The 25,980-nt window shown below is 61.2% G+C and carries 22 protein-coding genes; 13 read left to right on the top strand and 9 right to left on the bottom strand.

Features of this window, described 5'->3' with window-relative positions; genetic code table 11:
• Positions 1-414 precede the first annotated feature (414 nt).
• Both ACSQ8V_RS23340 and ACSQ8V_RS23335 read left to right on the top strand, forming a co-directional pair.
• A complete protein-coding gene (locus tag ACSQ8V_RS23340; RefSeq protein WP_436207995.1) occupies positions 415-1,335 on the top strand; it encodes a LysR family transcriptional regulator in 921 nt (306 codons plus the stop codon).
• Between the two features lie 131 nt (positions 1,336-1,466).
• The gene (locus ACSQ8V_RS23335) at positions 1,467-1,817 is read left to right on the top strand and encodes a hypothetical protein (protein WP_436207307.1); all 351 of its coding nucleotides are present in this window, start codon (positions 1,467-1,469) and stop codon (positions 1,815-1,817) included.
• Positions 1,818-1,918: 101 nt separating this feature from the next.
• On the opposite strand, the gene ACSQ8V_RS23330 is transcribed toward ACSQ8V_RS23335, so the two are convergent.
• From ACSQ8V_RS23330 to oxc, 4 genes are all read right to left on the bottom strand, one after another.
• Positions 1,919-3,370 (bottom strand): aldehyde dehydrogenase family protein, encoded by a 1,452-nt coding sequence (locus ACSQ8V_RS23330; RefSeq protein ID WP_436207306.1) that lies wholly within the window; start codon positions 3,368-3,370, stop codon positions 1,919-1,921.
• A gap of 53 nt (positions 3,371-3,423) precedes the next feature.
• A complete protein-coding gene (locus ACSQ8V_RS23325) occupies positions 3,424-3,867 on the bottom strand; it encodes a PAS domain S-box protein (RefSeq protein WP_436207305.1) in 444 nt (147 codons plus the stop codon).
• A 96-nt stretch (positions 3,868-3,963) separates the two neighbouring features.
• On the bottom strand, positions 3,964-5,214 hold the full coding sequence (frc, locus tag ACSQ8V_RS23320) for a formyl-CoA transferase (RefSeq protein WP_436207304.1): 1,251 nt from the start codon (positions 5,212-5,214) through the stop codon (positions 3,964-3,966).
• Positions 5,215-5,316: 102 nt separating this feature from the next.
• A complete protein-coding gene (gene oxc, locus ACSQ8V_RS23315; RefSeq protein ID WP_436207303.1) occupies positions 5,317-7,071 on the bottom strand; it encodes an oxalyl-CoA decarboxylase in 1,755 nt (584 codons plus the stop codon).
• A 422-nt stretch (positions 7,072-7,493) separates the two neighbouring features.
• On the opposite strand from oxc, the gene ACSQ8V_RS23310 reads away from it, so the two are divergent.
• Positions 7,494-7,619 carry a hypothetical protein gene (locus tag ACSQ8V_RS23310; RefSeq protein ID WP_436207302.1) on the top strand — a complete coding sequence of 42 codons (126 nt, stop codon included), beginning with the start codon at positions 7,494-7,496 and terminating at the stop codon, positions 7,617-7,619.
• Positions 7,620-7,623: 4 nt separating this feature from the next.
• Here ACSQ8V_RS23310 and ACSQ8V_RS23305 read toward each other — a convergent pair whose 3' ends face one another.
• The 4 genes from ACSQ8V_RS23305 to ACSQ8V_RS23290 all read right to left on the bottom strand — a co-directional run bounded on the left by ACSQ8V_RS23305 (position 7,624) and on the right by ACSQ8V_RS23290 (position 11,864).
• Positions 7,624-8,532: a pyridoxal-phosphate dependent enzyme gene (locus ACSQ8V_RS23305; RefSeq protein ID WP_436207301.1), complete on the bottom strand. Its 909-nt coding sequence runs from the start codon at positions 8,530-8,532 to the stop codon at positions 7,624-7,626.
• Positions 8,533-8,764: 232 nt separating this feature from the next.
• The gene (locus ACSQ8V_RS23300) at positions 8,765-9,805 is read right to left on the bottom strand and encodes an AraC family transcriptional regulator (RefSeq protein WP_436207300.1); all 1,041 of its coding nucleotides are present in this window, start codon (positions 9,803-9,805) and stop codon (positions 8,765-8,767) included.
• Positions 9,806-9,823: 18 nt separating this feature from the next.
• On the bottom strand, positions 9,824-10,708 hold the full coding sequence (locus ACSQ8V_RS23295; RefSeq protein ID WP_436207299.1) for an oxidoreductase: 885 nt from the start codon (positions 10,706-10,708) through the stop codon (positions 9,824-9,826).
• Between the two features lie 151 nt (positions 10,709-10,859).
• Positions 10,860-11,864 (bottom strand): aldo/keto reductase, encoded by a 1,005-nt coding sequence (locus ACSQ8V_RS23290; protein WP_436207298.1) that lies wholly within the window; start codon positions 11,862-11,864, stop codon positions 10,860-10,862.
• A 116-nt stretch (positions 11,865-11,980) separates the two neighbouring features.
• Between ACSQ8V_RS23290 and ACSQ8V_RS23285 the strand changes: the two genes are divergently transcribed.
• The gene (locus ACSQ8V_RS23285; RefSeq protein ID WP_436207297.1) at positions 11,981-12,871 is read left to right on the top strand and encodes a LysR substrate-binding domain-containing protein; all 891 of its coding nucleotides are present in this window, start codon (positions 11,981-11,983) and stop codon (positions 12,869-12,871) included.
• 15 nt (positions 12,872-12,886) lie between these two features.
• On the opposite strand, the gene ltaE is transcribed toward ACSQ8V_RS23285, so the two are convergent.
• Positions 12,887-13,918 (bottom strand): low-specificity L-threonine aldolase, encoded by a 1,032-nt coding sequence (gene ltaE, locus ACSQ8V_RS23280; protein ID WP_436207296.1) that lies wholly within the window; start codon positions 13,916-13,918, stop codon positions 12,887-12,889.
• A 595-nt stretch (positions 13,919-14,513) separates the two neighbouring features.
• Between ltaE and ACSQ8V_RS23275 the strand changes: the two genes are divergently transcribed.
• From ACSQ8V_RS23275 to ACSQ8V_RS23235, 9 genes are all read left to right on the top strand, one after another.
• Entirely contained in the window at positions 14,514-15,725 is a 1,212-nt protein-coding gene (locus tag ACSQ8V_RS23275) for an AAA family ATPase (RefSeq protein WP_436207295.1), read from the top strand.
• A 1,144-nt stretch (positions 15,726-16,869) separates the two neighbouring features.
• Complete coding sequence (locus tag ACSQ8V_RS23270) at positions 16,870-17,583, top strand: cobaltochelatase CobT-related protein (protein WP_436207994.1); 714 nt, start codon at positions 16,870-16,872, stop codon at positions 17,581-17,583.
• Between the two features lie 101 nt (positions 17,584-17,684).
• On the top strand, positions 17,685-18,203 hold the full coding sequence (locus ACSQ8V_RS23265; protein ID WP_213766312.1) for a MarR family winged helix-turn-helix transcriptional regulator: 519 nt from the start codon (positions 17,685-17,687) through the stop codon (positions 18,201-18,203).
• Between the two features lie 6 nt (positions 18,204-18,209).
• On the top strand, positions 18,210-20,339 hold the full coding sequence (locus ACSQ8V_RS23260; RefSeq protein WP_436207294.1) for an FUSC family protein: 2,130 nt from the start codon (positions 18,210-18,212) through the stop codon (positions 20,337-20,339).
• 40 nt (positions 20,340-20,379) lie between these two features.
• The gene (locus ACSQ8V_RS23255; protein ID WP_165104258.1) at positions 20,380-20,589 is read left to right on the top strand and encodes a DUF1656 domain-containing protein; all 210 of its coding nucleotides are present in this window, start codon (positions 20,380-20,382) and stop codon (positions 20,587-20,589) included.
• Between the two features lie 7 nt (positions 20,590-20,596).
• A complete protein-coding gene (locus tag ACSQ8V_RS23250; RefSeq protein ID WP_436183863.1) occupies positions 20,597-21,643 on the top strand; it encodes an efflux RND transporter periplasmic adaptor subunit in 1,047 nt (348 codons plus the stop codon).
• On the top strand, positions 21,640-23,136 hold the full coding sequence (locus ACSQ8V_RS23245) for an efflux transporter outer membrane subunit (RefSeq protein ID WP_436207293.1): 1,497 nt from the start codon (positions 21,640-21,642) through the stop codon (positions 23,134-23,136). The genes ACSQ8V_RS23250 and ACSQ8V_RS23245 overlap by 4 nt, the downstream gene beginning before the upstream one ends.
• Positions 23,137-23,279: 143 nt before the next feature.
• Positions 23,280-23,864: a TetR/AcrR family transcriptional regulator gene (locus ACSQ8V_RS23240; RefSeq protein ID WP_436207292.1), complete on the top strand. Its 585-nt coding sequence runs from the start codon at positions 23,280-23,282 to the stop codon at positions 23,862-23,864.
• A gap of 117 nt (positions 23,865-23,981) precedes the next feature.
• Positions 23,982-25,046, top strand: coding sequence for a zinc-binding metallopeptidase family protein (locus ACSQ8V_RS23235; protein ID WP_436207291.1), 1,065 nt, complete (start codon positions 23,982-23,984; stop codon positions 25,044-25,046).
• Positions 25,047-25,980: the final 934 nt, after the last annotated feature.

Here is a 25,980-nt window from a genome sequence, read left to right as displayed (position 1 = left end):
CGTTATGTTTCAGCGCTCGTACGGCGCGTAATCAACAGCTTCATCGGCTGCTTCATCGACTGCTTCGTCGATTACTCAATCGGCTGCGGCACACCGTGTCTTCGTCACCGGTGTGAGAGGGTCTTGGTCGGTCAGGGAACGTGTTCGTGGCGTGTGCTGCCGGATACGGCCATGCCCGTCCTGCGGGCCGTGAAAGTAAGAGCGGTGAAAAGAAGAATCATTTTTAAGCGATTCCCAATGTTCTGATGTTTATGGGGACAATTCAGGGGACGCCTCTACTGCTGCCCTCTCCCCGCGTGCACCTTACGAAACTACCGCACGTTGAAAGCATCCTGCGGCAGAAAAACGATTAGGGAAAGTTAGAAAAATTTATTGTATAAATTAAGGATCGTTTATAGGTGGACATCCGTCATGATGCGTAATGCGACGCTTAGGCAACTGAAAATATTCGAAACCGTTGCACGGCGGCTTAGCTTTTCGCGCGCCGCCGAAGAGCTCTACCTCACCCAGCCGGCCGTCTCGACGCAGGTCAAGCAGCTCGAGGAGCACGCCGGACTGCCGCTTTTCGAGCAGCTCGGCAAGAAGATCTACCTGACGATGGCCGGCCAGGAGATGCTTCACCACAGCCGCGCGATCCTCGAACAGTTCCGCGAAGCCGACGACGCCATGGCGCGACTCAAGGGTATTTCCGGAGGCACGCTGAACGTGGCCGTGATCAGCGCCGGGGATTATTTCTTCCCACGCCTGCTGGCCGAATTCACCAAACGCAATACCGACGTCAAGCTGAACCTGGCCGTTCATAACCGCGAAGAACTGCTGCATCAGCTCACCGACAACCTCACCGACCTCGCGATCATGGTCCGCCCGCCGAAGGACATGGACACCGAGAACGTGTCGTTTGCCCCGCACCCTTACGTGATCGTAGCGCCGCCTGATCATCCGCTGGTGGGCAAGAAGAACATTGCGCTGGAGTCGCTGGCCGATGAGCCGTTCATCGTCAGGGAGCGCGGTTCCGACACCTGGAATTCGATGGAAGAAGGTTTCGCGGGACGGCTCAAGCCGCTCAACATCGCCATGGAAATCACCAGCACGGAGACCATCAAGCAGGCTGTCATTGCCGGCATGGGGATCAGCTTCCTGTCGGCGCACACGGTCAGCATGGAGCTGCAGATCGGACGGCTGGCCGTGCTCGACATAGAGGGTTTTCCCGTGATGCTCAACTGGTATCTCGTGCATCGTCATAACAAGCGGCTTCCGGCAGTGGCGATGGCGTTCAAGCAATTCCTCATCGAAGAAGGGGCGGCGCAAATCTCGGCCATCACGCATATCGGGTAAACCATCTATTAGGTATCTTTAATAGTTAGGCTTAAAACAAGTGACTATCGTATATGGATGGTTCTTTCTATCCTGCAGTTAAGCCACGCAGCTACATCACGCTGTCATTCATGGCTAACAAGGAGACGACCATGAACCGTTCACAAACCACGATCGCCGACGCACGCGAACTCCAGACCCAGCTTTGCGCCTACAACAGCGCCTTCGAAGAACTTGACCTGATGTTCCGCTGGGACGTCGAAACACTTCGGTCGCTGGCGCACGCTGCGAGCGATCAGGCGCGCATTGCGCAGTACATCGAACTGCATTGCCCACACTTGCTCAAGGCGTACAGCGCGGAGTTCCTGTGCCAGGCCATCGTGAGCAGGAAGAACGCGTATTACGAAGCGTGCCGTGCCACGACCATCGCCCGCGCCGACGACACACGCGGCGCACAGATGTGGCGGCCGGACTGCGACAGCCCACACGCGCAAGCCGCTTGAGGCTTGTCGCTTGTCGCGTAGAGTTGTTCGCGCCTGACAGGTACCAAGCTCTCAAAGGGCGCGGGTTAATCAACCCGCCCCTCTTCTCGTTGCATCCAGCCTCATTGCGCCAACGACACCCACACGCTCTTAGGCTCCGTGAAGTTCTCGATAGCCACATCCCCGTGCTCGCGGCCAAAGCCTGAATCACCGGAGCCGCCCCACGGCAATCGCACATCGGTATAACCGTACGTATTCACCCAGACCGTCCCTGCCCTGAGCGCTGACGCCATCCTGTGCACCCGGCCTATGTCCGCGCTCCACACACCCGCCGCGAGGCTGTACAGCGTCCCGTTGGCAATGCGTACGGCGTCGGCTTCGTCATCGAAAGGAATCACGCTGACCACAGGGCCGAAAATCTCTTCCTGCGAGATGCGCATCTCATGTTCGACATTGGAAAACACCGTGGGCTCGACAAAATAGCCGCGCTCGCCCCAACGCCTGCCCCCCGACACGATCGACGCCCCTTCGCTCTTCCCAATGTCCACGTAATCGAGCACCGTCTGCATCTGCTTCGCGGAAATAAGCGGCCCCATGGACGTCTCTTTCTGCGATGGATCACCCAGCGTGATTGACTTCGCCCGCTGCGCCAGACGTTCGACGATGTCGTCATAGACCGGTCGCTGGACGAGGACACGCGAGCCTGCCGAACACACCTGCCCTGCGTTGAAAAATATCCCCGATGCAGCCGCGCGCGCCGCTTGATCGAGATTGGCATCGGCGAAAATGACGTTGGCGGACTTGCCGCCCAGTTCAAGCGTTACCCGCTTGAAGTTGACTGCCGCGCCCTGCAAGATTCCCCGCCCGACCGATGGCGAACCGGTGAACGTGACCTTGTCCACACCCGGGTGCGCCACGAGCGCGTCGCCGACCACCGAGCCCTTGCCGGTGACTATATTGAGTACGCCCGGCGGCACGCCTGCTTCCAGCGCGAGACGGCCGAGCATCAACGCCGATAACGGCGTCAGCTCCGCCGGCTTGACGACCAGCGTGCAGCCGCAGGCAAGCGCGGGCGCGATCTTCCACATGCCGATCATCAACGGGAAATTCCACGGCACGATGGCCGCGACCACGCCAACCGGTTCGCGCACGGTGTACGTCAGCGCGTCCGGGCGCGTGGGCACCACTTGTCCATTGATCTTGTCGCACCAGCCCGCGTAATACGCGAGGGTGTCGATGGCAGCGGGTACATCCTGGCGCCGTACGCCGGAAATCGGCTTGCCGGCGTCGAGACTTTCTACCGCGGCAATTTCATCCTGATGCGTGCGCATCAATTCTGCAAAGCGCATCAGGATTCGGCCGCGCTCGGACGCCCTGATTGCATTCCATGGCTTCAACGCGGCGCGCGCCGCCTGCACGGCACGGTCGACATCCGCCGCGGTGCTCTGGGCAACGCTTGCTATCGGCGTCTCCGTCGATGGATCGATAATGCTGGAATACGCGCCTCCACCGGGCGCCACTGCTTGGCCACCAATCAGCAGCTCGTAACGTTTCACGTCCGCTTGGGCGGTCATTGTTGTCTCCATTTACCGTAGTGCGGTCCCGCGCGAGCGTCCCTGTATTCGGATCACGCGCCGGATTTTGCTTCGAGTTCAGCGAGGCGCTTGCGCAAGTTTCGATCTTCGGTGAAGCGGCTGGTTTCATCGCGTATGACGGCTACGATGCCGCTCACACCCGGCTCCGGTCCCGCTGAATGCAACAGCGCAACTGTGAATGCAATCGATAAGGATCGGCCGTCCTTGTGCACGGCCGGTACGCGCAGCACGTCGTGTCCGTAACGCGTCTCGCCGGTCGCCATGGTCTTTTCGTAGCCGCTCCAGTGACGCCCTCGCAAGCGCTCGGGAATGATGAGGTCCAGCGAATTGCCCAGCGCTTCTTCGGGCGTGAACCCGAACATGCGCTCGGCAGCGGGATTCCATAGGGTGATCGCGCCACTGGCGTCTGAGATGACAACCGCGTCGCCGATCACGCCAACCAGTTGCTCGAAATCGATAGGGGATTTTGTATGCACGGCGCTATTCATTGTTGAAATGGCCTTGTCTATTCATGGCGATTCTGGCCGCGCCGTGGGTCCATCAAGGCAATCCACGGCGCTGTGCTTTCGCGTTTAAACGGCTTGTTGCTGATGCAGGTTGGCGATTTGCGCGCTGCTGTAACCCAGGCTCTCGAGCACTTCGTCCGTATGCTCGCCCAGCAACGGCGATGCCGTGATTTCCGGCTTCATGTCCGAGAACTTGATCGGGCTGCCGACCGTCAGATACGAGCCACGTTCCTTGTGCGCGACTTCAGCAATCGTGCCGCTTTCGCGCAACGACGGATCGTTGGCCAGCTCTTTCATCGTCAGCACAGGCGCGCACGGAATATCGAACTTGCGCAGGATGTCGACCGCTTCGAACTTGGTTTTATCGGCGAGCCATTCTTCGATCGTCTTGAAGATGTCGAAGATATGCGGCTGGCGCGCGGTCGCCGTGTTGTAGTTCGCGTCTTCGATCCACTCGGGTTTGCCGATCGCGCGGCAAATCGGCGCCCAGGCGTGACCCTGGATCGTGAAGTAGATGTACGAGTTCGGATCGGTTTCCCAGCCCTTGCATTTCAGCACCCAGCCCGGCTGACCACCGCCACCGGCATTGCCGCCGCGCGGAACGACATCGCTGAATTCGCCGTGCGGGTATTGCGGATATTCCTCAAGGTAGCCGAGCCGGTCCAGGCGTTGCTGATCGCGCAGCTTCACGCGGCACAGGTTCAGCACGCTGTCCTGCATCGATACCGCGACCTTCTGTCCCTTGCCCGTCTTGTCGCGTCCGATCAGCGCCGTCAGGATGCCGATGGCGAGGTGCATGCCGGTGTTGCTGTCGCCCAGCGCCGCTGCGCTGATGGTCGGCGGACCGTCCCAGAACCCCGTGGTCGACGCCGCACCGCCCGCGCATTGAGCGACGTTTTCGTAGACCTTCAGGTCGTCGTAATGGTGGCCATCGCTGAAGCCTTTCACGGACGCCAGGATCATCTTCGGATTCAGTTCCTTGATGTACTGCCACGGGAAACCCATCCGGTCGAGCGCGCCCGGACCGAAGTTTTCCACCATCACATCGGATTCCTTAATAAGCTTCTCCAGGACTTCCTTGCCTTCCGGCTTCTTGGTGTCGAGCGTGAGCGACTTCTTGTTGCTGTTGAGCATGGTGAAGTACAGCGCGTCGACGTCCGGGATATCGCGTAGTTGTGTGCGGGTGACGTCGCCCGAGCCCGGACGTTCCACCTTGATCACGTCGGCGCCGAACCACGCAAGCAACTGCGTGCAGGCCGGGCCTGCCTGCACGTGCGTGAAGTCGATAATCTTGATTCCCTCGAGTGGCTTGCTCATGATTCCTGTCTCCTGACTCACTGGCTAAAGGTGGGTTACTCATGTTCTTGCGGCTGTTCCAAAGACATCGGCGACGCGTGCCACTGATGTCCTCGAACCGGACTACTTTTTCATCGCGGTGCTTTGCGGATTCAGATTCGTCAGGCGGCCGCTCTCGGTACCAGCGGCTTCATCGATAACCGCGTTGATAAGCGTCGGCTTGCCGGACGCAATGGCTTCCTGCAGCGCCTTCGTCAGCTCTTCCGGCGTCGTGGCGTGGCGGCCTACGCCACCGAATGCTTCAATCATCTTGTCGTAGCGCGCGCCCTTGACGAACACCGTCGGGGCAACGTCCTTGCCGCCGGTCGGGTTCACATCCGTGCCGCGATACACGCCGTTGTTGTTGAAGACGATGGTGCAAACCGGCAGGTCGTAGCGGCAGATGGTTTCGAGTTCCATGCCGCTGAAACCGAACGCGCTATCGCCTTCAATGGCGACGACCGGCTTGCCGCTTGTTACAGCGGCGCCAATCGCGAAGCCCATGCCGATACCCATGATTCCCCACGTGCCCGAGTCGAAACGCTTGCGCGGCTCGTACATGTCGATGATGCTGCGGGCGTAGTCGAGGGTGTTCGCCCCTTCGTTGACCACATTGATATCCGGGCGCGTCTTCAACACGTCGCGGATCGCGCGCAGAGCGCTGTGGAAATTCATCGGCGATGGGTTCTTGGCCAGCGTCGCGGCCATCTTTTCCAGGTTCTTGTTCTTGCGCTCGGAGATCGCGCCCGTCCACTCGGCGGGGGGCTTCGGGAAGCTGGCATCGATGCCCCCGAGCAAGGCCGACACGCAGGAGCTGATATCGCCGATCACCGGCGCCGCAATTGCCACGTTGCTATCGATTTCCGTCGGCGAGATGTCGACCTGGATGAATTGCTTCGGTGCGCCACCCCACGTCTTGCCCTTGCCGTGCGACAACAGCCAGTTCAGGCGCGCGCCGATCAGCAGCACGACGTCGGCTTCCTGCAGCACGAACGAACGCGCGGCGGACGCCGATTGCTCGTGGGTATCGGGCAGCAATCCCTTGGCCATCGACATCGGCAGATAAGGAATGCCGCTCTTTTCAACGAGCTCGCGAATCTGCGCGTCGGCCTGGGCGTAAGCCGCGCCCTTGCCCAGCAGGATCAGCGGACGCTTTGCGCCCTTCAGCACATCGAGCGCGCGCTTGACCGAGTCAGGCGCCGGAAGCTGGCGCGGGGCCGCGTCGACCACGCGGACCAGGGACTGCTTGCCCTTCACGGCGTCGATGGTCTGGGACAGCAGTTTCGCCGGCAAATCCAGGTAGACGCCGCCGGGACGGCCCGACACGGCCGCACGGATCGCACGCGCAATGCCGATGCCGATGTCTTCCGCGTGCAGGACGCGGTACGCGGCCTTCGCGTAGGGTTTGGCGGCGTTGAGCTGATCCATCTCCTCGTAGTCGCCCTGCTGCAAGTCGACGATCTCACGCTCGCTGGATCCGCTGATCAGGATCATGGGGAAACAGTTGGTGGTCGCGTTGGCGAGCGCCGTTAGACCGTTCAGGAAGCCCGGCGCCGAAACAGTCATGCAGATGCCGGGCTTTTGCGTCATGTAGCCGGCGATGGCGGCCGCGTTACCCGCGTGCTGTTCATGGCGAAAGCCGATGAAGCGCATGCCTTCGGCTTGCGCGAGGCGCGCCAGATCGGTAATGGGAATGCCGACCAGCCCGAAGATCGTGTTGAGGTCATTCAGTTTCAGGGCATCGATGACCAGATGGAAACCGTCGGTGGTCGCCGGGGTTTCTTGCTTCGCTGTCTCGGCTGTAGTGGCGGTCTGCGGGTGGTTCAGTACTTCTGCCATAGCGTCTCTCCTCCTTGGCTGGCGTTGTTTGGTTTGTGATATACAATATTCCACACACAGTATTAGTCAAGTGGATTTGTTTGGCGGGTCGAGAGTGGTGCGGTGCGATTGAGGCGGAAACGCTGGCGCTGCGGCAGGTTTGCCGTTTTTTTTGCTGCGATGCGATGAAGAGCGTTTGGGCGATGCAGGAGATTTCGCGACCGAGGATTGGGGCGAATGGGATTGCGCTGAGGGGCGGTGGCGCGATTGCTTGTTGCTCGCGCAGAGGGGCGGGTTTACCAGCGCTGGGAGGCGGGTCGCCGCGGTTGATTCGTCGATCCGGGTTAGATCAGCGGCGTGGTTTCTTCGCTGTCGTCACACGCTCTATGACGTCGAGCAGATAGTGAGAGATCGAAGAACCCATTGCCGGGTCCATTCCGGTCATGCCGCTTGTGATCACCGAAGGCGAGGACGATCAGGCGATTAAAGACGAATACGATCGCCAGGCGTTGCGCTGGCGTGTTTGTATTTGTGCTGCACAGCGCGTCACCGTCAAAGGTCCGGCATGAGCGATTACCTCGCCCAGTCCGCCACCATCTGCGCATCCACACTGACTCCGCCGCACACCACGATCACCACATCGTGCGCGGCAGCAATCGCCGGATGATCGAGGTATCCGACAGCAAGCGATACCCCGCACGCCGGTTCCACGAGTTGCCGATGGTCATCGGCGAAACGCGTCACGCCCATGATCGCATCGGCATCCGTCAGCACAACCGACTCATGCGGAAACTGCCTGATGGCACTGACCGGCCAGCTCGCCACCTGAAGCGCAGCAAGCGACTTTGCGATGCTGTCGATACGATCCAGTTTCACCGGATGCCCTGCATCGAGCGCCGCGCGAAATGACGCCGCGCCCGTCGTCTCGCACGCGACCACACGACAATCCGTGCGGCCATGGCGCAGCAAACCGGTCAAGATGCCGGCAAGCAAACCACCCCCGCCTACGCTAGCCACGACCGCATCCACCTGCGGCAGCACCGCGACAATCTCATCGATCATCGTGCTATGACCTTCCCACAACACGGGGTGATCGAAAGCCGGCACATATTCGACTTCATCGGAGGCCGACAATGCCAGCGCATGCTCGTTGGCTTCGTCCCAGACATCGCCGTGGACGATCACCGTCGCGCCGAGCGCGGCAACCCGCTTGCGGGTGTTTTCAGGCGTCGTGGAAGGCACCACGATCTCAGCCTGCATGCCGAGCAAGCGCGCCACAAATGCCGTTGCAAATCCGGCGTTGCCACCCGACGGGCACACTACGCGGAGTTTGCCGGCCGCTTTCGCCCGCGAACACAGCAAGCCCATCCCGCGCATTTTGAACGAGCCGCTGGGCTGCAGGTTTTCAAGCTTGAGCCAGATGCGGCGCGTGGACGTAGACAGTCCGGGATGCAGGATCAACGGGGTTTCGATGTGAAGCAAGATCGGTCCTTTTCAAACGGGAATTCCGGGACCAGACGGTTACCATGACGGCCGCGACTGGATTCGAGTGTCATAGTTTATTGCAGGACGGGGATTTTATCGTTGTGCGTCGTGGCGTGTGTCCGATAATCACGAACCGGAATGAAGCGACGAAGCAGCTAATTCTGGCCGATGGCTTGACGAAGCTTCATTCCTAATTTCAGCGCTGCGGACTATTAATCAGTATCCCGAATCAAACCACGGGTGCCGGAAACAACCGACCGCGGCCCTCACCCTCGTGCCCTCTCCACCGCTGAGGCGTCATTCCCTCCCACTGGTTAAACGCCCGTGAAAACGAGTTAACCTCTTCAAAGCCCAAAAACCACGCAATCTCACCGGCCGCGAGATCCGTACTCCCCAGCAAGCGGCGCGCTATCCGGTTGCGCACGCGGTCCAACTGCTGCTGATAACTTGTCCCATCGAGCGCAAGCTTGCGTTGCAGCGTGCGTGTACTGATCCCCAGCTCCCGCGCCAGCGCTTCAACACTCGGCCGCTGGCCGCGCATGTTCCGCGCGAGCACGGCATCGACGTGATCGGTGAAAGTTTGCTCGCGGGCCAGCGCGGCCAGTCCGGCATCGAGTTGCGGCAGCACAGCGGCAAGCAAATCAACGTTATGCGTCACGAAAGGCAACGCGAGACTTACCGCATCGAATACGAGCACATCGTTTGGGGCATCGAACACGATCTCGCAACCATAATCGCGCGCGAACATCGCCCGGTTGGCCGTCCGCCGTGTCAGCTCCACGCGACGCGGTTTGATCGGCACACCCGATCCGCGCCGCGCCATCGCAAGCGCGGAAGCGAACATGGCGTCCGCCAGCAGGTCGGGGATAAAACCATCGGCGAGCAACCAGCGGAACGTCACAGCCGCCTCGTCACGCTGCACGCTGACCACCACCTCCTCCGGACAACTCAGCCGCTTGTAACGCCCGAGCTTCGCCAGCGCCTCGCCGAAATTGGCGGAATGCAGCGCCGCGAGCGACATTGCGTCGAGTTGCCCGTGCGAGGTTTCAGCACCAATCCGCAAGCCGATGGCCGGGTCCCCGCTCACCTGCGCGATAGCCTCCCACAGCGCGAAATATTTCTGCGTCGTCAGCCGCAACCGGCCCGCCTCGGCGTTCGTCGTCGCCGGCACGGGCAGGCCCGCCGCGCGGAACGTCCGCGGCACATCCACGCCCAGCGTCTCTAGCCGTACGAGCAGTGCGTGGCTGATCGGAACGCCATCGGTTTTCATCAGCTTTTCAGTCCCTTTTCAGTCCTTTACCGGCTGCTTCACGATCTCGAGTTTATCGATCAATCCGCGCCATTCGGTGGCATCGCTGGCGTCGGTCGACAAACTCACGTGACGCCACTTGGCGTCCATCGCGCCGCGCGCTTCATGCACCTGTCCTGCGATATGCACCGCGTCGCTGCCGAGCAGCAAACGCAGCGGCGGTTCGTCCAGTCCCGCTATGCCGAGGATTGCTTGCGCCGCTTTCACCGGATCGCCGACTGGCTTATGCGACGCGCGGTATTCGAGCAAGGGCGCAATGCTCGCGGCGTAATCAGGGCCGGGCGCGTGGATGGTCATCGACGAACCGGCCCAATCCGTGCGAAAGCCGCCCGGCTCCACGATCGTCACCTTGATCCCAAGCGGCGCAACTTCCTTCGACAACACCTCGGAGAATCCCTCCACGGCCCATTTCGCCGATTGATACGCGGCAAGGCCAGGCGAACCGACGCGTCCGCCTATCGATGAAATCTGGATGATATGGCCGCTGCGCTGCGTGCGCAGGACCGGCAACGCGGCGCGCGTCACGTTGACGACGCCGTAGAAATTGGTTTCCATCTGCGCGCGGAAATCGGCGTCGTCGCCTTCCTCGATCGACGCGATGTTGCCGTAACCCGCGTTGTTCACAACGACATCCAGACGGCCGAAAGACGCCACGGCCTGTTGCACGGCGGCCCGTGCCGAGGCGGGGTCAGTCACATCGAGCGCGACGGCGCGCACGCGCTCGCCATACTGCTTCACGAGCGCGGCGAGATCGTCGGGACGGCGCGCGGTCGCGACCAGACGATGACCCGCGGCCAGGACGGCCTTCGCCAATTCATGGCCGATGCCGCGAGAACTGCCCGTAATAAACCAGACTGAAGACATGAGCGTGATTCCTTTAACAGTGAACGATGAGTACTGCGTCCACCGGATTCTAGGAGCGCGCTCTCCGCAACACTAATCCGATCGCGCCAACTTGCAATCGGATCGCGCCAACGCCTTTGAGTCTGACCCGCCCTGAGTCTGACCCGAACAGTTATCCGTGACGGACTTCGCTGTCGAGATGGGCCATTTGCGCGGCAGCGTAACGGTCACCGGCTGCGGCGCCCTTCGGCACGGCGTATTCGATTGCACTGAGATCATCCGGCGTCAGCACGACATCCAGCGCCCCCAGCGCTTCCGTCAACCGGTCCCGCCGCCGTGCGCCAACCAGCGGCACGATATCCGCGCCCTGCGCCGCGACCCATGCAATCGCGATCTGCGCCACCGATACGCCCTTGGCTTCCGCAATCCGCCGCAACGCTTCGACCAGTTGCAGGTTGCGTTCCGCGTTTTCGCCCTGAAAACGCGGGCTGTGCGCGCGGAAATCGTTGCCGGCCAAATTTTGCGCCGCCTGCCAATGGCCGCTGATCAGCCCTCGCGACAACACGCCGTAAGCCGTCACGCCAATCCCGAGTTCGCGGCACGTCGAGAGAATATCGCCTTCTATACCCCGCGAAATCAGCGAATACTCGATCTGCAGATCAGCGATTGGGTGTACCGCCGCCGCGCGCCGGATAGTCTCGGCACCGACCTCGGACAGCCCGATGTGACGCACATAACCTGCTTTCACCATCTCGGCAATCGCGCCCACGGTGTCTTCAATCGGCACATTGGGATCGAGTCGCGCCGGCCGATAGATATCGATGTAATCCACCCCGAGACGCTGCATTGAATACGTCAGGAAGTTCTTCACAGCGGCCGGTCTCGCGTCATAACCGACCCAGCCGCCGCTCGGATCGCGCAGCGCGCCGAATTTCACGCTGATGATGGCGGCGTCGCGTTTCGTGCCCTTGAGCGCTTCGCCGATCAACGCTTCGTTGTGGCCGCTGCCGTAGAAATCGCCGGTATCGAGCAGGTTGATGCCGGCATCGAGCGCCGCGTGAATCGTGGCGATGCTTTCGCTCCGGTCGGCCGGTCCGTACATGCCGGACATGCCCATGCAGCCGAGTCCCAATGCCGATACACGCGGTCCGGTCGCGCCGAGTTGCAGATGGTTCATGTCAAGTCTCCTGGGGTCTGGCATCGCGTGATTGCGAGCGTTGACGAGAGTATGCGAGGCGTTCTGTCGTGCGACAATCCGGCCTTCACAGCACGGGCTGTACGAAAAAACGCACAATGAACGATCCCGATCTCTCCGATCTCAGCGCCTTCGTGGCCATCACCAAGGTACGCAGTTTCAGGGCCGCGGCGCGTTTGCGCGGGGTATCGGCTTCCGCGCTGAGCGAAGCGATTCGCCGGCTTGAAGCGCGGCTCGGCGTGCGTTTGCTGAACCGCACCACCCGCAGCGTCACGGTGACGGAAGCCGGCCAGCGTCTGCTGGAACGGCTCGCGCCGGCGCTCGGCGAGATTGCCGGCGCGCTCGACGCGATCAACAGTTTCCGCGACAGCCCGACCGGCACCTTGCGCCTGAACGTGCCGACTATCGTAGCCATGCACGTGCTGCCGCCCATCGTCGCGCGCTTTCTCGCCGCGCATCCGGGGATCACGCTGGAGGTGGTATCGAACGATACGTTTATCGACGTGCTGGCAGCAGGTTTCGATGCCGGCATCCGCTACGACGAACGCCTGGAGCGCGACATGATCGCCGTGCCGATCGGCCCGCGCACGCAGCATTTCGTGGCCGCGGGCGCGCCGGCGTATTTTGCCGCGCACGGATGGCCTGAACACCCGCGCGATTTACTGGAGCACGCGTGCATCGGGCATCGGTTTGCAAGCGGCGTGCTGGCGGCGTGGCGCTTCGAGCGTGCTGGCGAAGAGGTTCGATTCACGCCGAATGGGCCGCTGGTGGCGTCGGTGATGGAGCTTGAAGTCGGCGCCGCGACAGCGGGCCTCGGAATGATCTATACGTTCGAGGAATTCTTGCGGCCGGCGATACAAAGCGGCGCACTCGTGCCCGTGCTGCACGAGTGGTGGGAGAGTTTTTCAGGGCCGTTTCTGTACTACCAGAGCCGCACGCACATGCCCGCGCCGCTGCGCGCGTTCATCGACTTCATCAAGGAAGATTGAACGCGCGCGTGGCAATTAGCGTTCCGAGAAAAACGCCCGGACCGCGGCCAGCGCGTTTTCCACCGCCGCGCTGTCCACGTCCAGATGCGTGACCCAGCGCTGTTTCGTCGCGCTGTAGGCCGACGTAATGCCAATCCCGCGCGCCGCCAAATGTTCTTTGAAGTCAGCGGCAATCGTGCCGTCCACTTCTACGAACACAATGTTCGTGTCCGGCATCGTGACCTTCAGTTGCTCGTATGCCGCCAAGCCTTTAGCCAGCGTTGTCGCGTTGGCGTGGTCGTCGGCGAGGCGCGCCACGTTATGCTCCAGCGCGTAAAGCCCGGCCGCCGCGAGAATGCCGACCTGCCGCAAACCGCCGCCCACCATCTTGCGCGTGCGCCGCGCCTTCGCGATTAACTGCTCGCTGCCGACCAGCACCGAGCCGACCGGCGCACCCAATCCCTTCGATAAACACACGGACACCGTATCGAAGGAGCGCGTCAGCGTGGCAACGGGCGTATTCAACACCGTGGCCGCATTGAAGATCCGGGCACCGTCGAGATGCGTAGCAAGACCGTGCCGACGAGCCAGCGCCGTCGCCGCTTCCATGTACTCCCGCGACAAAACTTTCCCGCCGATCGTGTTCTCCAGCGCCAGCAGTCGTGTGCGCGCGTAATGCGAATCGTCGGGCTTGATCGAGTCTTCGATCTCCGCCAGCAGCAACGAGCCGTCCGCCTGATTGTTCAACGGTTGCGGCTGGATGCTTCCCAGCACCGCCGCGCCGCCCGCTTCCCAGCGATAGCAATGCGCCTGCTGCCCGACGATGTACTCGTCGCCACGCTCGCAATGCGCCATCAGCGCAACCAGATTCGACTGCGTACCCGAGGTCAGGAACACCGCCGCTTCCTTGCCAAAACGCTCTGCCATCGCGGCTTCCAGTTGCGTGACGGTGGGATCGTCGCGGAAGACATCGTCGCCAACTTCCGCCGATGCCATCGCCGCGCGCATGGCCGGGCTGGGTCGCGTGACGGTGTCGGAACGGAAATCATGCTGGATCGGGGTGCTCATTGCTGCTCCTGATGGGTGGAGCGGGTATTTTGCCATCATGGGGAGGCAAGGTGGCGCAGCGTGCGTTGGAAGATCAAGGTTGTACGTGTGGGAGTTCATTGGGTTTCGAGATCGGAGACGGGGTTCAGTGCTTAATTTTCTGATTTAATCGTTAAAAATCATATAGATATGATAGATAGTTGATCTAAAACTTAAATAAATATTATTTTACTAATAAAATCAATTGGTTAGATGGATTTTCTTCAGTTAAGCAGGAGCATGAGAAATGTTTGATAAAGCACTTCAGGAAGCCACCCCTATAAAACAAATTTTTCTTTCCAAAACATAGGCTTATAGAGCTTTTATAAACTAATTTCTAATTTTTAGAAATACCCGAAAAATTTTTCGCAAAATCCATTAACTATCAACAACTTACACAAACTATTTAAATCACTTTATCGGTTAAATTAGCGCCGAGAATCATCCACTGTTCCAGCCCTAAAAATTCCCTTGGTGTGCATCCCGAAACCGCTCCATCACGCAGACTCCCACCCTCGACCGTGTAAAGTTTCAAACATTCCGCCTTACCCATTCACCTGCCCATGCCTGCAAGCCAATGAACGCGCCCGAACCAAAGTTGCAAGACGATCCTCACATTGGCCGCTATGAGCGCTCGACGGGACAGGCCGCCGAGTGGTGGCAAGTGACGCTCTCCGATCGGCCGCAGATGTATCGGATCGAACATGGATACGACGACGGGCCGGCCAATATCGATACGGTCGTTGACCTGGAAAACCTCAAGTCGAAGTTGCAAAAGTGGCATCGGGAGGGGTTTTTTCGACCCAACGATCCGGCGCTCGCACCGCTGCCCGCGCAAGGACGAACCGGCTTCCTGAAAGAACTCCGGCACGCCGTTCGCCAAACGCCTCAAGCTGCGAATCCGGATTCAAGCGAAGCAACAACGACGATCGGCCCGGTGGACATGCCTGTCGGCCAGCCTGGTCCGCTCGTGCCGCGCCTGAACCCCGCCTACCTCTTTCCCGAGCGTTTCGGCGACATCCTCCAGGACATCGTGGAGAACCGGCGCGTGCTGCTGATCGGCCATACCGGCGCGGGAAAAACGAGCCTGATCGAGCAGGTCGCGGCGCGTTCGCAACACGGCGTGCTGCGGGCGAATATGAACGGCCAGACGACCATCGGCGATTTCGTGGGTTTCTGGACGGTGAAAGGTGGTGAAACGCTCTGGGTGGACGGTGTGCTGCCGACAGCCATGCGCGAAGGCCTGTGGCTTGTCGTCGATGAAATCGACTTCGCCGAACCCTCGATTCTCGCCGTTCTCACCGCCGTGCTCGAACCTCATGGCCGCTTGTTGCTGAAGGAGAAAGGCAACGAGCTGGTGGCTCCGCATCCGTCCTTCCGGCTGTTCGCAACCGCAAACGCGGTCGGAGCCATGAGCGTTTATCGGCATCTGTATCAGGGCGCCAACCTGATGAACGAGGCGTTTCTTGATCGCTGGCGCGTGTATCTGATGAATTACCTGTCGCCCGAGGAGGAGGCGGAAGTGTTGATGCGCACGCTTGGCGGGCGCTTCACGCGGCCGATGGCGCAAACGCTCGCGGCCATTGCCGCCGATTGCCGCGCAGCGTTCGCCCGCGAAGATCTGGCAAGCGCGTTCTCGACGCGGCGTCTGCTCGACTGGGCCGACCTGATGCTGCGCTCCGGCGACCCGGAGCGCGCCGCCGGCCCGGCGATCTACGCGAAAGTAAGCGCCGAGGACGCCGCGCTGATTCGCAGCATCATCCGGCATCACATTGCGTTCGACGAATGAACGACGAACTTATGCTCAATCAAGCCCGCTTTGCGCGATGCTCCCCGACCATCAGCACTATTTTCAAGTCGGCCGACGTGGAAAACAGCCTGAAGCGCGACGCCACCGCGTCTTGCCGGTAACCAATGTGGCCGCCTCCGACCTGACCCATTCCGACACGACGCAAACCATGCTCGGCAAGATGGCGCGCGTGCTGACGGGCCGATACGGCGTGACGGTATCGTTCGACACATCCGGGCCGCGCGTGGAACGTGATCGAATCGTGTTGCCGGAGCTTTCCGGTGCAGTCGATCTGGACGCGCTCACCGGCCAGCTCGACTTGCTGGTGGCCCGTTCGAAGTATTCCACCCTCAGTGAAATCAGCGCGCTCAATTCGGGCGTCACTCAGCGCATTGCACAATCGATCGAAGACCGGCGCGTCTGTGAGCGGCTATTCAGTGACTATCCGGGTGCGCGCAGATTTGTCGGGAAACTGCGAGAACAAACGGCGCGGAACACACATGAACGCTGGCCGACCCTGGCCTGGCGCGACAAGCTGATCTGGTTTATCGAACGCGCGCTCTGGGACGAAGCGCTCGACCTAACCGAACGAACTCCGGCCCTCATCGCCACGCTCGGCGCCGTGAGCGAGCTGCTTCAGACCTCCCGTGCCAGCCGCTCGACTCTTGAAAGCGTGGTGGGCGCGCGAGCGCTCGTGGCACGGATCAGGTCGCTGGCAGCCGGCGATGTGAACACCATGATGTTTACCGCCGACGCCGACGAAGCGCTGGACGCCGAGCAGGTATCGGGCGATCCGGATGCATTGGATGCGGCGTCGCAGGAAATGTCCGACGCAGCCTCCTCCGATGCCGCCAGCATGGCCCAAGCACCCTCGGACGCCAGCGCGGAGGCGTCGGAAGCACGCTCGCCGGCCGCGCCGATGACCTTCGATATCGACATGATCGATGGTCGCCCTCGCCGTTCCATTCCGCTCACGACCGAATTCGATGTCATCACCGACCTCACCGGCCTGGGCGACGCCGCCGCGTGGCGCAACCTGCGCGCGCTCTCACGCGCGGAAACCGCACCGCTGACCGCGCGCCTTGAACGTGCGCTGAAAGCCGATGAACAGACGCACTGGAAACGCGAACAGGAACGCGGGGAAATTGACCGGCCGGCGCTGGCGAAGCTGGTTGTATCGCCGGGATACCGGACGCCGTTTCGCGTCAAACGAACGACCGAAGGCCGGGACGCCGCCGTCACATTGCTGATTGACCGCAGCGGCTCCATGGCCGGCGAAAAGATTGCGCTCGCCCGACTCTGCGCCGCTGCGCTCTGCGACGCGTTGATGCAGCTTTCGTTCAAGTGCGAAGCGCTTGGCTACAGCTCGGTCGAATCGCCGGAAATGCGGGCACTTTATGAGCAGAAGCTGGCTGAAGGTGTGGATGTGAACCGTTTCAACCGGCGCGTCGAACGGCTCGATCTACAGATTTACAAGCGCTTCGGTTCGAACAATCCGGCAGGTTTGAGCGCAATTGATTGCGGTCACGAGAATCCGGACGGCGAGGCGCTGGCGTGGGCAGCCGAACGTCTGGCTGCACAACGCGCCGGCAGGCGCATCCTGATGGTGCTATCCGACGGCTACCCCGCCACGGGCGACGGTCACCCCGTGATATTGCGGACCGACCTGCGGGCGCGCATCGACGAGATCACAAACGCGGGGATAGAACTGATTGGCATCGGACTTCTCGACGACGCCGTAGAAAAGTTTTATGCGCATAACATTGTTGTGCGCAAACTTGACGAACTCCCCACGATGGCGTTCACGGTGCTTAGCCAACTCCTGCTCAAGCGCGGCTACAGGCATGACAGGCACTAAGCCGCTCTTTTACCCACCCCACCGCGCTCCAGGCTCATCCCGCCCCAAAAAATTAATTCAATAGCTTGCTAACGAATTGTCGTCGAAATACAATGCGCGCCATGCCAACAATCGATGTCCTCCGTCAATCCGTCAGCAGCGCGCTCGTGATCGCCTCCCGCCAGTGGCGGCGCACGAGCCACGACGTAATCGCGGCCTATAACGTCTCGGAAGCCTGCGCGACGCCGCTGCTGATCGCGGCGCGGCTTGATGCGCCTATCCGGCAAGTTGCACTCGCCGAGTTGACGGGAATCGAAGGGCCGTCGCTGGTGCGTCTGCTCGATCAGTTGTGCGCGGCCAACCTGGTGCGACGCGACGAAGATCCCGACGATCGGCGCGCGAAAATCATCTCCCTCACCGACGAAGGCCGGTCGGTCACCGCCAAGATCGAGAAAGAACTGGTCGGACTGCGCGCCGGCGTGCTGAACGATGTAAGCCGGGAAGACCTGGAAGCGACCCTGCGGGTATTCGCTGCGTTTAAACTTGGCGCGTCCAGTCAAACTCAGCAAGATCCGTCGCAAGCTCCAACACACGTGTCGCCCCAAGGCACGGCCGGCACCGATACGGAAGAAGGCGTCTAGCGCACCATGATGTACCCCACTTCGCGGGACTGGATATTTTCGGTCAAGACCTTCGCGGCATCCATGCTGGCGCTGTATATCGGCCTCAAGCTGGAGCTGCCGCGCCCTTACTGGGCCATGGCGACGGTTTATATCGTGTCGAATCCGTTCGTCGGCGCGACGCGTTCCAAGGCGCTGTATCGCGCGCTCGGCACCATGATCGGCGCATCGGCTGCCGTGCTGTTCGTGCCGCCCTTCGTGGAGTCGCCCTACCTTTTTAGCGCGGTGGTCGCGTTATGGACGGGCACGCTGCTGCTTCTCGCCATCTCGGACCGCACCGCGCGCAGCTATGTGTTCATGCTGGCTGCGTACACCATGCCGTTGATCGCACTGCCCTCCGTGATGAACCCGGCGGGGATCTTTGATCTTGCGGTATCGCGGACCGAGGAGATCGTGCTCGGGATCGTGTGCGCCAGCGTGGTCGGCAGCGCCATCTTGCCGAGCCGTCTCGCGCCTACGCTGATCGAACGGACCGACGCCTGGTTCCGAGACGCCGCGTTCTACGCGAAAGAGACGCTCTCCGGGCGCGTGGGCGGCAAGACCATCTCGGCGTGCCGGCAACGGCTCGCGGTCACCGTCAACGCGCTTGAGTTCCTGCTGAGCCAGCTTGCCTACGACCACACCCGGCCCGACGTGCTCGCGCGGGCGCAGGCGTTGCGCGGGCGGATGCAATTGCTGATGCCGATCATGTCAGCGATCAGCGACCCGCTGGCCGCGTTGTTCAACGGCCAGAAACCGCCGCCACCGGGTCTCGAGCCGCTACTCGCCGATATCGTCACATGGTTCGACGAACCGCTGTCCGCGCGTACCGATACAGCGTCGTCCATCAATGCCAATAACGACCCCAAGGCCGACGCGCTGCGCGGCCGGATCGCTGGCCTGCAACCAGACGCGGACGCTCTGCGGACCTGGGACGGCGCGCTGTTGTCGAACACCCTGTGGCGCTTGAAACAACTGGTCGACGTCTGGCAGGATTGCCGCGCGCTGCGCGTGATCATCACGAACGAACAAGGCAGCTGGCGGCCCCGTTACCGGCACTGGCGGCTTGGCGGCACGCAGCAGTACTTCGATCGCGGCATGCTGTTGTTTTCGGCGGGCTCGGTCGTGCTGGCCATTTTCATCGCGTCGAGCCTCTGGATTGCATCCGGCTGGAACGACGGCGCGGGCGCGGTCACGCTGGCCGCGGTGGCGTGCTGTTTCTTCGCCGCCCTCGATGAACCCGCGCCCCAGGTGTTCTCGTTTTTTATCTATACCTGTCTTGCCGTGGTGCTCGCGGGGCTGTATCTATTCGTCATCCTGCCGACGGTGCACGACTTCCCCATGCTCGTGATCATGTTCGCGGTCCCCTTCATCCTGATCGGCACGCTGATTCCGCGGCCGCAATTCAACCTCGCGACCATGCTCACGGCCGTGAATACCGCCACGTTCATCAGCATCCAGGGCACCTACGATGCGAACTTCCTGACCTTCATGAACAGCAATCTGGCTGGCCCGGCGGGTTTGTTATTCGCGTTCGTCTGGACCCGCGTGACCCGGCCTTTCGGCGCTGAACTGGCCGCGGCCCGGCTGATCCGGTCGGGCTGGCGCGACGTAGCGCTGAGCGCGTCGACCCGGCCCGTCGATGACCAGAAAAATCTCACCGCGCGCATGATCGACCGTCTCATGCAAATCATCCCGCGTCTCGCCGCCAGCGACGACCAGCGCCATCCGTCCATCGAAAGTTTTCGCGATCTGCGCATTGCTTTCAACTCGCTCGATCTGCGGCGTCTGCGGCGCCGTCTGCACGACACCGATCTCGCGTCGGTCGATGGTGTGCTGGAAGGTGTGCGCGCGTATTTCCAGCAGTGCGTGGACCGCGGCGCGCGTCAGCCGGTGCCGGCGAGCCTGGAGACGGCTATCGACGCAGCACTGGATCGCATCACAAGGCGCGGCGGTGCGGTGCAGGCCGAAGCGGCGGCCGAGGCGGCACAGCCGGACAAGACAGTCCCCGGACGCCAGATTCGTGACGCGTTACATGCGCTGGTGGGCATGCGTTTATCGCTGTTCCCGGATACGCTCGCGTCCGCGTTGCCGCCCCAACCGGAGCCTGCTGCATGACACGCCGCTCCTTCCACTCCTTTTTCCAGAGCACTCCGCGATGATCGGTGAAATCGATATCTACGGCGTGTTCCTGCCCGCCGTGCTGGTACTGATGCTGGTTTCGTACCTGCTCTGCCTGGTCGTTACGCGGGTGTTCGCTCGCGTCGGCCTGTACCGTTTCGTCTGGCATCGCTCCATTTTCGATCTCGCGATCTACGTGATCGTGCTCGGCATCGTTGTCATTGTTTCGCATCGGCTATTACCGTGAAATTATCGTGAAAAAAGCCTGGTTCTCCGTTGGACAAATTCTCTTTACGCTCGTCGTCGTGGCGATCGCCGCATTCGTGTTGTGGCGGCTGGTCGACTACTACATGTTCGCGCCCTGGACCCGCGACGGCCATGTGCGCGCCGACGTCGTGCAAGTCGCGCCCGACGTGGGCGGCCTGATCGTGAGCGTGAACGTGGTCGACAGCCAGCCGGTGAGCGCGGGCCAGGTGCTGTTTGTCATCGATCAGGCGCGTTATGAGCTCGCGCTGCGCCAGGCACAGGCAACCGCCCAGCAACGGCGCGCGACCCTCGATCAGGCCCGCCGCGAAGATGCCCGCAACCGCACGCTCGGCGACCTCGTCGCGCGTGAAGTGACTGAAGAAAGCCAGTCGCGCGTGCAAACCGCTGAAGCGGCGCTGGCGGATGCCGATGTTGCTATCGATACCGCCCGGCTCAATTTGCAGCGCACGACGGTAGTGAGCCCGGTCGACGGTTATCTCAACGATCGCGCGCCGCGTACAGGCGAGTATGTGACGGCGGGACGCTCGGTGTTGTCGGTGGTGGACCTGCACTCGTTCCGTGTCGATGGGTATTTCGAAGAGACCAAGCTGCACGGGATCGATATCGGGCAATCGGTGGATATCAAGGTGATGGGCGAGACAAAAATCCTGCGCGGGCACGTGCAGAGCATCGTGGCGGGGATCGAGGATCGCGACCGGGTGCAGGGATCGAATCTGCTGCCGAACGTAAATCCGGCGTTCAGCTGGGTACGGCTCGCGCAGCGGATTCCGGTGCGGATCGCGCTGGATGAAGTGCCGGCGGACTTTCGCATGATCGCGGGACGCACGGCGACAGTGTCGGTTCGCGATATCACGCCGCTCGCTAAATCGAATACGGCGGGTTCGAATACACCCGGTGGCGCAAGCGGTGTCGTTGCTGCTTCAGGTGCCTCCGCTGCCGCTTCCGTGAGCGCCGCAAGCGGTGTCTCGCCGGTTAGCGGTATTGGCGCTGCGACCGCCTCCGCGCCGGGTGCAACGCCGGGTGCAAGTCAATGAAGATGCCGCGCGCTCTCGTCCTGACGCCGTTCGTGCTCGCGCTCGCCGCGTGTTTTACGGTCGGTCCTGACTACTCGGTACCGAAAGATGCCGTCGTCAATGCGCCTTTCGCCAACGCCCCGCTCGACGGCGCGGATGGCCAGTCGACGGTATCGATCGGTCCGGTGCCAATGCATTGGTGGCGTCTTTACGACGACCCCGTCCTCGACGATCTGGTCCAGCAAGCCATGGCGTCGAACACGGATCTGCGCGTCGCCGCGGCCAATCTCGGCCGCTCGCGCGCCGCGCTCAGTGTCGCGCAGGCGCAAGGCGGCTTTTCGGGCGGTACGTCGGCTGCGTTCAAACGCGCGCAGGAATCGGCGGAGCAATACTTGATCTTTGAAAAGATCCCGGTCGCGAACGAAGGCGATATCGGCATCAACATTTCGTATGAGCTCGATCTGTTCGGCACGATTCGCCGGGGCGTGGAAGCCGCGCGCGCCGATAGCGACGCAACCCAGGCCGCAGCCGATCTCGTGCGCATCACGGTGGTGGCGGATGTAGTACGGGCGTACGTGCAGAATTGTTCGGCGGCGGAAGAGCTGGGCATCGCGCAGCGCTCGCTCGATTTGCAACGCCAGCGGGTCTCCGTATCGCGGCGCTTGCAGCAGGCAGGTCGCGGCAATGCGCCCGATGTCACGAGCGGCCAGACGCAAGTGGAAACGCTCTCGGCGAATATTCCGGCCTACACGGCACGGCGGCGGATCGCGCAGTACCAACTCGCCACGCTGCTGGCGCGCTCGCCCGCCGATCTGCCCAAGGGCGTGTTTGCCTGCAACAAGACGCCGGTGATTGCGCAGCCGCTGCCCGTCGGCGATGGCGCCGCGTTGCTGCGCCGGCGTCCCGACGTACGCGAGGCGGAACGAAAGCTCGCTGGATCGACAGCGCGGATCGGCGTAGCCACGGGTGCGCTGTTTCCAACGGTGACCCTCGGGGCATCGGCGGGGCTGACAGGGGTGCTGGAGGATCTCGGCACGCAACCAACCGCACGATGGGGCTTCGGTCCGCTGATTAGCTGGACCTTCCCGGCGAACGGTCAGCGCGGGCGGATTCAAGCAGCGCAATACGGCGCCGATGCCGCGCTAGCCCAATTCGATGGCGTCGTGTTGAAGGCGCTGCGGGAAACCCAATCCAGCCTCGCCACCTATGCCGCCGATTACACCCGCGCCGATGCATTGACGGCCGCGCAGAAATCAGCGGCTGAATCCGCCGATCAGACCCATCGTTTTTATGTCGCGGGGCGCGAATCGTTTATTGCGGATCTGGATGCGACGCGGACCCTGACATCGACGAATGGGCAGTTGGCTGCGGCGAGGGGACAGGTCGCGCTCGATCAGGTCAACCTGTTCCTCGCGCTGGGCGGCGGCTGGGAGATGGATCCAAACTCGGCCCCGGACCCGGCCAAGGCAGCCGCCGCGCCGGTGAAAACAAGTGCTGGCGCTCCGAGTCAATAAAGCGGATGGGCGAGTTCGTTGGCTGATGAGTTAGATCGTCATCCTTAGTAAGGATTTAGCCGGATCGCGTTGTAACTAGCTATGCCGACGCACGAATCACTCTCTTATAATCCGAGCGTCTCCTCACATTCCCCTACTTGCCCATGCGACGCATCCCCCAGCAAGAACGCGCCGAACGGCGGATGCAGGACATGCTGGCGGCGGCGGGCGCCATCATCGCGGAACGCGGTTTCGATGCCGCCACCATGACCGAGATCGCCACGCGCGCCGGAACCTCCATTGGCGCGGTGTATCAATACTTCCCCAACAAGAATGTGCTCGCCGTTGCGCTGCGTACCGAGTATGGGGACCGCATGGATCAGCGCTGGAGCGCTTTGTCCGAGCAAGCCCGGATTGCGCCCACGCCCGATCTGGCTGCGCAACTGATCGACTTGATGACAGGGTTCATCAGCGAGTACCCTGCGTATTTGCCCTTGCTGGCGGCATCGATTCCGTCCGGCCGCAGCGACGACGACCGGCATCGGCTCCGCCAGCGCTTCGCCGAGTTGTTCGCGTATCGTCGCGAGGACCTGGTTCCAGCGGACACCCTTCGCATCGCGGAAGTGCTGCTGCAGATCGTCAAAAGCCTGGTGCCGCTCTACCTGGCGGCGAAGCCGAAAGAGCGCCGTCTGCTCGTCGATGAATATAAAACGGTCGTGACCGCGTATCTGACAGAACGCGTAAGCTAGGTCTGAAGCCGTCCCTGGAGTCATTTTCCCGGCGGCATGCGGGTTGCTTCGAAGCACTTCCAGCGCGCATGTCCATACTAGGGGAACATGCGCCATGTACTTCGATACCCCCGGCCTATGAAAACTTTCCATTGCAATCATTGCAATCAGCTGGTGTTCTTCGAGAATTTTCGCTGCGAACGCTGCGAATCGCTGCTTGGTTTTATCCCGGAAATCGCTGAAATCAGCGCTTTCGAGGACATGGGCGACGGCCTCTGGCGCAGCCGGCACCCTGAACATCGAGACATCCTGTACAAGCGTTGTCATAACTACGAAGTCGAAAAAGTCTGCAACTGGATGGTTCCGGCCGACTCCACCGACCCACTGTGTCACGCTTGCCGCCTGACGCACACCATTCCCAATCTGCGGGTGGCGAACCGCCGTTACTACTGGTTCAGGCTGGAAGCGGCCAAACGCCGCCTGCTCTACACGCTCGGTGCGCTGGGGCTGCGCGTGGAGTCGCGTCAGGTCAACCCGAAGACCGGGCTGCAGTTCAAATTCCTGGAAGACAAACGCGGCAAAAAAGTGCTGACTGGTCACGATAGAGGCCTGATCACCATGAACATCGCTGAAGCCGATGACGCGCAACGCGAACGCGTCCGGCTTGCGATGGGCGAGCCGTACCGGACTTTGCTGGGTCATTTCCGGCACGAGATTGGTCACTACTATTTCGATCGGCTGGTCGCCAATACGCCGTGGATCGCGGGCTTTCGTAAGCTATTCGGTGATGAGCGGGCGAATTATCGCGAGGCGCTGGCTAAGCACTATAAAGACGGCGCGCCGCCGAACTGGGGCAAATCGTTTGTCAGTGCGTACGCGACCACGCATCCGTGGGAGGATTGGGCGGAGACTTGGGCGCATTACCTGCACATCGTGGATACCGTCGATACAGCGATGGCCTGCGGCGTCGCGCTCATGCCGGGGAACTCGCTGGATCCTACGCTGGAGGCTAAGGCACCGCCCGGCGAAGCCACCTTCGATCATCTGATGAAACAGTGGTTTCCGCTTACCTATGCGTTAAACAGCCTGAATCGCAGTCTCGGCATGCCGGATGCGTATCCGTTCGCGCTCGCGCCACCCGTCGTGGAAAAACTGCGATTTGTGGATAAGGTGATCGCAGCTTCGGGGCATGCCGAGCGGTAGGTTCCTGGTTAATAGGCTCTGGCGGGTTGTTAGGGTTCTGGGGTTAGTGGTCGGGGTTGATGCCGGGTTGCCAGGTTCTGGGGTTAGCGGTCGGAGCCAGTGCCGGGTTGGTGCTTTCCATGTTAGCGGTCTGCGTGAGTCGGATTTTCTCTTTATCACTATTAGCCACTGTGCGTGGCGGCACGTCATTTCTTTGTCCAAAGCGACAAAGAAACGAAGCAAAGAAAGCGCTTTTAAAACCCGCTACCCTAAGTGTCCACAGCGTGCAGTTTCTATTCATAGGTGCCCCAAAAGCACGGTGCTCGCCAGAGCCACGGATGTGTGAACCCCTCTTTCTCCGAACACCGATACCCACACGCTTCGCCACCAGTGATTGAACCTGCCCAAGGGGCACCCCGCGCTATCCGCGGACGACCAACCACCGAATTTGTACGCATAACGAACCATGTAGCCAACCCGCCAAGAAACAACGCTGCAGAATGCATAAGGCCGTAACCGACGAAAATAGCTGTACAGAACGCGCAGCCAATTCACAAAAACTGAAGCAGTAAACACAAACACGCATGAAGCTGTGGCCTATGAATACGGTCGCACAGACCAGGTAGGTAACCTGTCAAAAAACCGCAGCCGTAAATACCTGTAAGACCGTGCGGGTTCCTTAGTAATTGTGCTTGCCCGAGAGCGTACGGGGCGAAGCGTGTTCGTGTCAGGATTCGCGAGAAGGAGGGGTTCAAACATCCTTCGCTCTGGCGAGCACCGTGCTTTTGGGGCACCTATGAATCAAAACTGCACGCTGTGGACACTTAGGGTAGTGTGGTTGAAAGCGCTTTCTTTGCTTCGTTTCTTTGTCGCTTTGGACAAAGAAATGACGTGCCGCCACGCACAGTGGCTAACAGTGATAAAGAGAAAATCCAACTCTTGCAGACCACCACGG

Origin of the sequence: Caballeronia sp. LjRoot31 (genome assembly GCF_964253885.1) — a bacterium.
In the GTDB taxonomy this organism is placed as follows: domain Bacteria; phylum Pseudomonadota; class Gammaproteobacteria; order Burkholderiales; family Burkholderiaceae; genus Caballeronia.
Note: the sequence above shows the minus strand (reverse complement) of the source record. Positions and strands in the feature narration are given on the sequence as shown.